We start from the raw sequence: 9,594 nt of genomic DNA on the forward strand, positions 1-9,594 counted from the left end.
GGGCACACGGGCGCGGCCGGTGCCGAGGCACCCGCCATGAAACCAGCTTATGCGCCGGTCATGACACCGACTTGACGCCAGGGGGCGCGCCGGTGTCCGGGTCCGGCGCGGCCGGAAAGGTACTACTGGCCCGCGCGCTGGTAGAACGGCCGGACCTTCTCCCGCATCCAGTCGCCGACCGGGTCCTGGGCGACGTCGAGCAGCACCAGGTTGACCGGCCAGGGCACCTCGACCCGGCCCAGGGCGCGGCCGAGGGCGTCCATCGGGGCGTTCCGCCCGGCCCCCTCCCAGGTGGAGAACTCCACTCCGACGAAGAGGACGGGGTCGCCGCCCTCGATGCTGGCCAGGGCCCGCCGGGCGGTGAGGACGACGCCGCTCTCCTCGAACTCCCCGGCCGCCGCGGCGAGGAAGTCGACGGGCTCCTCCTGCCAGTCCGGCTCGAACAGCCGGACCCGGCCGCCGCTGGCCGGGCCGTCCAGCGGGGTGCGGCCGATCCGGCAGAGCTCGGCGACGGCGGGCGGCGGCAGCGGCATGCCGACCGCGCCGCCCGGGTTCACCACGATGCCGAGCTGCGGCGGCAGCCCGCGGGCGAAGTCGCGGGCGGGCGCGACCGTGAAGGAGAGGTGGCTGCCGACGCAGGCGAGGAACTGCTGCTCGGAGCTGAAGACGGGGACGTACGCGGCGCCGTCGAGCTCCATCGTCGGCAGGTCGAGGGACGGGGAGTCCGGTCCGCCGCCGTTGGGCAACGGCACCCAGACCTGGCTGCGGCCGAGCACCTCGACGAGGCGGCCGCCCGCCTCCGGGTTGCCGACCGAGGCCATCAGCACCTCTTCGAGCTCGTTGGCCGGCCACCCGCTCTGCGGATGCGCCTGGGCCTGCGCCGGAATGTCCACTGCTTCCCCTGCTTCCCCTTCTCACCCACGCTTCCGCGCTTCCGCGCAGAAGGTTAGCGTCCGGCCCGGGGCGACCCCGCGGCCAGCGCCCGGTGCCCGGCTCCCGGCTCCCGGCCGCACCGGACATCGGCCGCCGGCTCCCCGGGCCGTTCCTCGGTCAGGCCCCCGCCCGCGGCCGGTCGGCCGTGAAGACGATCCGCCCGATCCGCCCCGCCGCCTCCCGGTCCAGGAGCACCGCCGAGGCGCAGCCGGCCGGGAGCACCCCGTCCGCCGTGGCCGCCAGCAGCCGGCCCACCGCCCTGCGGTGCCGGGCGAAGGCGTACGCCGACACCCCGCGCCCGCGCTCGCGCTGCCCCTCCCGGGCGGTCCGCGGGTCGACGTCGAGCAGGACCAGGTGCAGGAGGCGGCCCCGGCGCCGGGCGGCCCGGGCCAGCCAGCCGCGTACCCACGACTGGGTCCCGCAGTCGTGGACGACGGCCGACTCTCCCGAGCGCAGCAGCCGCCACAGCCCCCAGTAGTGGTCGAGGCGGACCAGCGGGCGGTAGAGGGCGTACGGCAATAACCGGGGCATCACCCTCGCCCAGCGGTCCCGGACGTCCTGCGAATCGACGGCGTGGGCGGTCGTCACCACCCGCCGGATCAGCGTCGACTTCCCGCTGCCGGGCAGCCCGGAGACCACCACCACGTCCCCCGCCGCGAAGCGCAGCCCGCGCGGGCCCCGCCCGGCCCTCGCGCGCAGGTCCCGCACGACGGGCGCGAACCCGGCGGGCACCGCCCGGACCGCGTCCCCCGGCCGCCCGGCCGGCGCGCCCCGCGCGACCCCCGCGGTCGTCGCGTACCGCTGCAACGTCATCGCCCTCCCCCATCGGTCGGCCCACCCCAGCCCCATGCCCCTGAAGTGTAAAGAAAAGGTAATGCGGCACAACCGCCCGTGCCGGTGGATTCCGCCGGGGGACCGGGGCCCCATTCCGGCGCGATGCGTGCGATGATGACCCCGCCAACTGCATAAAGGCCGCTTGAATCCGCGCGGGAGAGTCCCGGTCACTGTCCGTGCCGGGCGCCGAAGGAGCAAGTTCCTCCCTTGAATCTCTCAGGCCCCGTACCGCGTGGATGAGGCAGATCTGAAAAGCGGGCCGCTTCGCGGCTCCACCCAAGGTGCAAGCCGAACCCGTCCGGGGCTCTCGGCGAACCTCTCAGGTTCCGATGACAGATGGGGAGGGATCGTCCTTGTCGTCATGTTCCGGGAGTCACACTCATGAGCACCGCACCCCGCCTCACCGCCCTCGATGCCCTGCACCGTTCGCTGGGCGCGACCATGACCGACTTCGCGGGCTGGGACATGCCCCTGCGGTACGCCAGTGAGCGCGACGAGCACAACGCGGTGCGCACCCGGGCCGGACTCTTCGACCTGTCGCACATGGGCGAGATCACCGTCACCGGCGCCGGGGCGGCGGCCTTCCTGAACTTCGCGCTGGTCGGCAACATCGGCACCGTCGCCGTGGGCCGGGCCCGCTACACGATGATCTGCGCCGAGGACGGCGGCATCCTGGACGACCTGATCGTCTACCGGCTCGGTGAGACCGAGTACATGGTCGTCGCCAACGCGGGCAACGCCCAGATCGTGCTGGACGCGCTGACCGAGCGGGCCGGGGGCTTCGACACCGAGGTCCGCGACGACCGCGACGCGTACGCGCTGATCGCCGTCCAGGGCCCGGAGTCCCCCGCGATCCTGGCCTCGGTCACCGACGCCGACCTGGACGGCCTGAAGTACTACGCCGGACTGCCGGGCACGGTCGCCGGGGTCCCCGCGCTGATCGCGCGTACCGGCTACACCGGTGAGGACGGCTTCGAGCTGTTCGTCGCCCCCGCCGACGCCGAGCAGCTGTGGAAGGCGCTCACCGAGGCGGGCGCCTCGCGCGGGCTGGTCCCGTGCGGGCTGTCCTGCCGCGACACGCTGCGCCTGGAGGCGGGCATGCCGCTGTACGGGCACGAGCTGACCACCGGACTGACCCCGTTCGACGCCGGTCTCGGCCGGGTCGTGAAGTTCGAGAAGGAGGGCGACTTCGTCGGCCGCGGGGCCCTGGAGGCCGCCGCCCGGCGCGCCGAGACCGCCCCGCCGCGCAAGCTGGTCGGGCTGGTCGCCGAGGGCCGCCGGGTGCCGCGCGCCGGCTTCCCCGTGACCGTCGGCGGCGAGGTCGTCGGCGAGGTCACCTCCGGCGCCCCCTCGCCCACCCTGGGCAAGCCGATCGCCATGGCCTACGTCGACGCCGCGCACGCCGCGCCGGGCACCGAGGGCGTCGCCGTGGACATCCGGGGCAGCCACGAGCCGTACGAGGTCGTGGCGCTGCCGTTCTACAAGCGCCAGAAGTGACGCGCCGGGCACCGGGAACCCCGCCGGCGCCCCAGCGAACCGGCACGGCCGTGCCGAAGGAACGACGCGGCCGAGCCGGAGGAAACGGCGCGGCGACTTCACAGAAGTGACGTAATCGCGTCTCACACCGTAAGACCACCGTTCATCAGCACTCCCCCGCGTACAGGAGAATTCAGACCATGAGCAACCCCCAGCAGCTGCGGTACAGCAAGGAGCACGAGTGGCTGTCGGCCGTCGAGGACGGTGTGGCCACGATCGGCATCACCGAGTACGCGGCGAACGCCCTCGGCGACGTCGTCTACGCCCAGCTTCCCGAGGTCGGCTCCGAGGTGACCGCGGGCGAGACCTGCGGCGAGCTGGAGTCGACCAAGTCCGTCAGCGACCTGTACTCGCCCGTGTCCGGTGAGGTCACCGCGTTCAACCAGGACGTCGTGGACGACCCGTCGCTGGTGAACACCGCACCCTTCGAGGGCGGCTGGCTGTTCAAGGTACGCGTCGCGGAGGAGCCGAAGGACCTGCTCTCCGCCGACGAGTACACCGAGTTCTCCGGCAACTAAAGAGACCCCAAGGGACCACCTGATGTCGCTTCTCAACTCCTCCCTCCACGAGCTGGACCCGGACGTCGCCGCCGCCGTCGACGCCGAGCTCCACCGCCAGCAGTCCACCCTCGAAATGATCGCCTCGGAGAACTTCGCTCCGGTCGCGGTCATGGAGGCCCAGGGCTCCGTCCTCACCAACAAGTACGCCGAGGGCTACCCCGGCCGCCGCTACTACGGTGGCTGCGAGCACGTCGACGTCGTCGAGCAGATCGCCATCGACCGGATCAAGGCGCTGTTCGGCGCCGAGGCCGCGAACGTCCAGCCGCACTCCGGTGCGCAGGCCAACGCCGCCGCGATGTTCGCGCTGCTCAAGCCGGGCGACACGATCATGGGTCTCAACCTGGCCCACGGCGGTCACCTGACCCACGGCATGAAGATCAACTTCTCCGGCAAGCTCTACAACGTGGTCCCGTACCACGTCGACGAGACCGGCGTCGTGGACATGGCCGAGGTCGAGCGGCTGGCCAAGGAGTCCAAGCCGAAGCTGATCGTCGCCGGCTGGTCCGCGTACCCGCGTCAGCTGGACTTCGCCGCCTTCCGCCGGATCGCGGACGAGGTCGGCGCGTACCTGATGGTCGACATGGCCCACTTCGCGGGCCTGGTGGCCGCGGGCCTGCACCCCAACCCGGTGCCGCACGCCCACGTCGTCACGACCACCACGCACAAGACCCTCGGCGGTCCGCGCGGCGGTGTCATCCTGTCGACGCAGGAGCTGGCCAAGAAGATCAACTCCGCGGTCTTCCCGGGCCAGCAGGGCGGTCCGCTGGAGCACGTGATCGCGGCCAAGGCGGTCTCCTTCAAGGTCGCCGCGTCCGAGGAGTTCAAGGAGCGCCAGCAGCGCACCCTGGACGGTGCCCGCATCCTCGCCGAGCGCCTGGTCCAGCCGGACGTCACCGAGGTCGGCGTCTCCGTGCTGTCCGGCGGCACGGACGTGCACCTGGTCCTGGTCGACCTGCGCAACTCCGAGCTGGACGGCCAGCAGGCCGAGGACCGGCTCCACGAGATCGGCATCACGGTCAACCGGAACGCGATCCCGAACGACCCGCGCCCGCCGATGGTCACCTCGGGTCTGCGGATCGGTACGCCGGCCCTGGCCACCCGCGGCTTCCAGAGCGAGGACTTCACCGAGGTCGCGGAGATCATCGCCGCCGCGCTGAAGCCGTCGTACGACACGGACGCGCTGAAGGCCCGCGTGGTCGCGCTGGCCGAGAAGTTCCCGCTGTACCCCGGTCTCGGCTGATCCGGGAAACGGCTCGCACCACCGGGCGGGGCACCGCGCGCACTCTCGTGGGCGCGGTGCCCCCACCCTTGTCCCACCCCGGCACCACCCGGCACCACCCGGCAGACAACGACGTCTACCAGCCCCCTGAGGAGTCCCCGTGGCCATCTCGGTCTTCGACCTGTTCTCGATCGGCATCGGCCCGTCCAGCTCCCATACGGTCGGCCCGATGCGCGCCGCCCGTATGTTCGCTCGCCGGCTGAAGAACGAGGGCCTGATCGCCCACACCGCTTCGATACGCGCCGAGCTGTACGGTTCGCTCGGCGCGACCGGCCACGGCCACGGCACCCCGAAGGCGGTCCTGCTCGGCCTGGAGGGCGAGTCGCCGCGCACGGTGGACGTCGAGTCGGCGGACGAGCGGGTGGAGCACATCCGCACCACCGGCCGGATCAACCTGCTCGGCATGCACGAGATCGACTTCGACGCGGACGAGCAGCTGGTCCTGCACCGCCGCAAGGCCCTCCCGTACCACGCCAACGGCATGAGCATCCACGCCTTCGACCGCGACGGCGCCCTGCTCCTGGAGAAGACCTACTACTCGGTCGGCGGCGGCTTCGTCGTCGACGAGGACGCGGTGGGCGAGGACCGGATCGTCCTCGACGACACCGTGCTCACGTACCCCTTCCGGACCGGCGACGAGCTGCTGCGGCTCTCGAAGGAGACCGGCCTGTCCATCTCCTCGCTGATGCTGGAGAACGAGAAGGCCTGGCGCACCGAGGACGAGATCCGCTCCGGGCTGCTGGACATCTGGCACGTCATGCAGGCCTGTGTCTCGCGCGGCATGTCCCGCGAGGGCATCCTCCCCGGCGGCCTGAAGGTCCGCCGCCGCGCCGCGACCACCGCCCGCCAGCTGCGCGCCGAGGGCGACCCGCAGACCCACGCCATGGAGTGGATCACCCTCTACGCGATGGCGGTCAACGAGGAGAACGCGGCGGGCGGCCGGGTCGTCACCGCGCCCACCAACGGCGCCGCGGGCATCATCCCGGCGGTGCTGCACTACTACATGAACTTCGCGGCCGGCGGCGCCACCGGGGCGGAGAAGGAGGACGGCGTCGTCCGCTTCCTCCTGGCGGCCGGTGCCATCGGCATGCTCTTCAAGGAGAACGCCTCCATCTCGGGCGCCGAGGTCGGCTGCCAGGGCGAGGTCGGCTCCGCCTGCTCCATGGCGGCGGGCGCCCTCGCGGAAGTGCTCGGCGGCACCGCCGAGCAGGTGGAGAACGCGGCCGAGATCGGCATGGAGCACAACCTCGGCCTGACCTGCGACCCGGTCGGCGGTCTCGTCCAGATCCCGTGCATCGAGCGCAACGGCATGGCCGCGGTCAAGGCCGTCACGGCGGCGAAGATGGCGCTGCGCGGCGACGGCAGCCACAAGGTCTCCCTCGACAAGGTCATCAAGACCATGAAGGAGACGGGCGCCGACATGAGCGTCAAGTACAAGGAGACCGCCCGGGGCGGACTCGCGGTGAACATCATCGAGTGCTGACGGGGCGGAGACGGCTGCGGGCGCGCGGGGCCGTCTCCCCGGAAGCGGCCCCGCGCGCCCTTCCCGGCCGTCCGCGACACCGTCCGGCACCGGCCGGGAGCCGCCTCGGGCGTGGGAGTTCAGCGCCGCGGCGCTGATCTTGACGACATGGCGGCCGTGCCCGGCCGCCTCCCCGACCTCGCGCCTCTGCTTGACGGTCAGGCAGGCGGATACGAGCTCCACGTCGGCCTGGCGCTCGTCGAAGATCCAGAAGTCCTCGACGGCTGGCATCGGGCCGCGCTCGGCGGGGCCCGGGATGATGCCGATGGGCGCGTTGGGCGGTACGGCGGTGCCGAGCGACCGCCCGAGCTGTTCGGCCATCACACCGGCCGACCCCACCTCGCGGTGGAGCACCGACTCCTCCAGGACGTACATGTATTTCTTCGAGGGGTCGGAGAAGAGCCGCTGACGTTCCGTCCGTGGGGCGACGGCGGCCTCGACGTCGTCCGTGAGCCCGCGCCGGTCCCGGATTCGGCCACGGTCTCGTGGCCGGGCACCGTGATCGAGACCGGCCGGGACGGGTCGGCCACCTTCCAGGACTGGAGCAGGCGGCTTGTCGGACGCCTCGTCGCGGTAACGGGCCGGAGAGCCGTTGTCCGGGCTCGGGCCGTCGCGCAGAGGCGCCGCCACCGGCGTGCGGATCTTCGCGGGCAATCGCCTGCCCCGCTCCGGACCGTGCGGCTCATTGCGTCCCCCTGAGGCCGGTCACATGGGGTCCGGACATGCCGAGAGAACGGGCACACCCGAGCGGGGTGCCGCCCCGGCGGCCCCCCGTCGCCCTCCGCACCGCCGAATCAGCGCAGGTGCACCGGCAGTTCCTCGATCCCGTAGACGATGGAGAGCTTGCGGAAGGCGAGGCTCTGCTGCGGGACGGCGAGCCGCATCGCGGGGAAGCGCCGGACCAGGGCCGGGTAGGCGACGCGCAACTCCATCCGCGCCAGTTCGGCGCCGACGCAGCGGTGGATGCCGTGGCCGAAGGCCAGGTGACCGGTGGCGGGGACGCGGTCCAGGTCGAAGCGGCCGTCGTCGGTGATGTACGAGGCGTCCCGGTTGGCGCCGCTCAGCGAGCAGAGCACCATGTCGCCCTCGGGGATCACCACCCCGCCGATCTCGATGTCCCGCCGGGCGAACCTCGGGAAGGCGATCTGCACCGCGGAGAGGTAGCGCAGCGCCTCCTCGACGAAGGGGGCGGCCGCCGCGTCGTCGGTACGTATCCGCTCCCGCACGTCCGGATCGCGGAGCAGTACGAGCGAGCCGAGCGCGATCGTGCTGGCGGTGGTCTCGAAGCCGCCGGTGAGCACGCCGTCGGCGAGGCCCGCGAGTTCGTCGTCGCCGATGTCGTCGCCGTGGTCCCGCACGATCATGCCGAGCAGCCCGTCGCCGGGGTTGCGCCGCTGCTCCCTGACCACGCCCCGGAAGTACTCCATCGACTCCGACATCGCGCCGAAGGGGGCGGTCGTGCTGGCGAAGAGGTCGAAGCGGTCCATGGCGAGCTGCTGGAAGTCCGCCCGGTCTTCGTAGGGCACCCCGAGCAGCTCGCATATCGTGAGCGACGGGATCGGCAGCGCGAACTCCTTCACCAGGTCGACCGGGCCCGGAGCGGCCTCCATCGCGGCCAGCCGCTCCGCCACGATGGCGTCGATCCTGGGCGCCAGCCGCCGCAGCCGACGCATCGTGAACTCCGGTGTCAGGATGCGGCGCAGCCTGGTGTGGACCGGGGGATCATTGAAGCCGAGCCCGCCGGGGCTCTGTTCGGCGGCCACCCCGGCATTCGTCGCGAGGTGGGCGAAGTCGGTGCTGAAGCCGTCCGCCGAACCGAGGACGGCCTTCGACTCCTGGTAGCCGGTGATCACCCAGGCGTCCATGCCGAACGGCAGCGAGACCTTGTGCACGGGCCGCTTCGCCCTGGTCCTGGCGAGCTTGTCCACCGGGTCGAGCCCGTTCCGGCGCAGCATCATCAGCAGGTCGTCGGGGAGCAGCCGGACCGTGGAGGACCCGATTCCGTGCTTCTGGATCCGGGACAGATAGCTGCGCCCGATCCGGGCGGTGATACGGGAACGCAACGTCATCGCGGTCAATCTGCACTCCAGTGCTCGTCGTTCGGCCCGCACGCCGGGTGCGGACGGGAGGAAGCGGATACGGAAAGCGGGTGGGGGCACGGATAAGGACGTACGAACGGCGGGTCAGGATGCGCTCGGCAGCCGGTGACCGCACGGCATTCTGTCCCAGTACGTGAGCGGATGGCTCCGGGGCGGTGCCGGGACGGTTCCGACGGCCATGGGTATGCGCCCTATGCCTGGTTCATACCCCCGCTCCCGGCCCCGTCCCCTCCCTGTACCGGCAGCGGTGATCAACCACACAGCGATGGGTCCGGGACGTGACCGAGGACGAGGGACGGGGTCCCGGGAAGGGCATCACGGGACAAGCGGCGAACCGTCGCCGGCCGCCCTCCGGGAGCGGTTGCGCTCCATCGACCGGGGCAACAGCTCCGCGACGTACAAGCCCGCCGAATCGCGCGCCCCGCTGATGCGCGAGTACCTGCGTCGCGCGGCATCGTCCGCCGCCGCGTACATCGAGGCACTGGCATAGCGGCGGGGCCGCACCCCTCCTCGTAGCCGCCGGACCTGGCCATTTGTGTACGTGGCGTGAAGAACTGCCGCCGGTTTCCCGGATCCCTGCGACGCCGGGCAGGCCCGATCCGTCCGCCGGATCGCCCAGGTACCGCGTTCGTGCACTTCATCGGCTCCGTCCGGAACGCGCTGCGGCCCTGTCGCAACGGGTTCACGTGCCAAGGCTCGGATTGCTTCGGTCGTGGCTGGATTGATAGGGATGGTAGGGACGTTTGTTTGATCGGTTGTCGATCGGGTTGGCAGGGGGACTGGATGAAGTTCGACATGGGGTCGCAGGTTCTGACGACGCTGTCGTCGAAG

At 71.7% G+C, this 9,594-nt stretch carries 8 protein-coding genes, 1 pseudogene and 1 riboswitch; of the genes and pseudogenes, 5 read left to right on the forward strand and 4 right to left on the reverse strand.

Features of this window, described 5'->3' with window-relative positions; translation table 11 throughout:
• Positions 1-122: 122 nt before the first annotated feature.
• Positions 123-893 carry an enhanced serine sensitivity protein SseB gene (locus ACIQGQ_RS34160; RefSeq protein ID WP_366299241.1) on the reverse strand — a complete coding sequence of 257 codons (771 nt, stop codon included), beginning with the start codon at positions 891-893 and terminating at the stop codon, positions 123-125.
• A 157-nt stretch (positions 894-1,050) separates the two neighbouring features.
• Positions 1,051-1,746, reverse strand: coding sequence for an AAA family ATPase (locus tag ACIQGQ_RS34165; protein ID WP_402403582.1), 696 nt, complete (start codon positions 1,744-1,746; stop codon positions 1,051-1,053).
• A gap of 164 nt (positions 1,747-1,910) precedes the next feature.
• A riboswitch (glycine riboswitch) is annotated at positions 1,911-2,008 on the forward strand.
• 140 nt (positions 2,009-2,148) lie between these two features.
• Between ACIQGQ_RS34165 and gcvT the strand changes: the two genes are divergently transcribed.
• From gcvT to ACIQGQ_RS34185, 4 genes are all read left to right on the forward strand, one after another.
• Positions 2,149-3,264 carry a glycine cleavage system aminomethyltransferase GcvT gene (gene gcvT, locus ACIQGQ_RS34170; protein WP_402403584.1) on the forward strand — a complete coding sequence of 372 codons (1,116 nt, stop codon included), beginning with the start codon at positions 2,149-2,151 and terminating at the stop codon, positions 3,262-3,264.
• Positions 3,265-3,443: 179 nt separating this feature from the next.
• Positions 3,444-3,821, forward strand: coding sequence for a glycine cleavage system protein GcvH (gene gcvH, locus ACIQGQ_RS34175; RefSeq protein WP_402403587.1), 378 nt, complete (start codon positions 3,444-3,446; stop codon positions 3,819-3,821).
• A 22-nt stretch (positions 3,822-3,843) separates the two neighbouring features.
• Positions 3,844-5,103, forward strand: coding sequence for a serine hydroxymethyltransferase (gene glyA / locus ACIQGQ_RS34180; protein ID WP_366299245.1), 1,260 nt, complete (start codon positions 3,844-3,846; stop codon positions 5,101-5,103).
• Positions 5,104-5,242: 139 nt separating this feature from the next.
• A complete protein-coding gene (locus ACIQGQ_RS34185; RefSeq protein WP_402403591.1) occupies positions 5,243-6,625 on the forward strand; it encodes an L-serine ammonia-lyase in 1,383 nt (460 codons plus the stop codon).
• A 279-nt stretch (positions 6,626-6,904) separates the two neighbouring features.
• Here the strand turns inward: ACIQGQ_RS34185 and ACIQGQ_RS34190 are convergent.
• Positions 6,905-7,294 (reverse strand): annotated as a pseudogene (locus ACIQGQ_RS34190) (Scr1 family TA system antitoxin-like transcriptional regulator); the annotation flags it as partial.
• A gap of 164 nt (positions 7,295-7,458) precedes the next feature.
• Positions 7,459-8,733 (reverse strand): cytochrome P450, encoded by a 1,275-nt coding sequence (locus ACIQGQ_RS34195; RefSeq protein ID WP_402403594.1) that lies wholly within the window; start codon positions 8,731-8,733, stop codon positions 7,459-7,461.
• 391 nt (positions 8,734-9,124) lie between these two features.
• On the opposite strand from ACIQGQ_RS34195, the gene ACIQGQ_RS34200 reads away from it, so the two are divergent.
• On the forward strand, positions 9,125-9,253 hold the full coding sequence (locus tag ACIQGQ_RS34200) for a hypothetical protein (RefSeq protein ID WP_402403597.1): 129 nt from the start codon (positions 9,125-9,127) through the stop codon (positions 9,251-9,253).
• Positions 9,254-9,594: the final 341 nt, after the last annotated feature.

This window comes from Streptomyces sp. NPDC092952 (assembly GCF_044754785.1).
Lineage (GTDB): Bacteria > Actinomycetota > Actinomycetes > Streptomycetales > Streptomycetaceae > Streptomyces.

Bases quoted from the DNA above. Each gene is read 5' to 3' on its own strand.
- gcvH (WP_402403587.1), top strand. From the start codon at position 3,444: ATGAGCAACCCCCAGCAGCTGCGGTACAGCAAGGAGCACGAGTGGCTG.
- glyA (WP_366299245.1), top strand. From the start codon at position 3,844: ATGTCGCTTCTCAACTCCTCCCTCCACGAGCTGGACCCGGACGTCGCC.
- ACIQGQ_RS34195 (WP_402403594.1), bottom strand. From the start codon at position 8,733: ATGACGTTGCGTTCCCGTATCACCGCCCGGATCGGGCGCAGCTATCTG.
- gcvT (WP_402403584.1), top strand. From the start codon at position 2,149: ATGAGCACCGCACCCCGCCTCACCGCCCTCGATGCCCTGCACCGTTCG.
- ACIQGQ_RS34165 (WP_402403582.1), bottom strand. From the start codon at position 1,746: ATGACGTTGCAGCGGTACGCGACGACCGCGGGGGTCGCGCGGGGCGCG.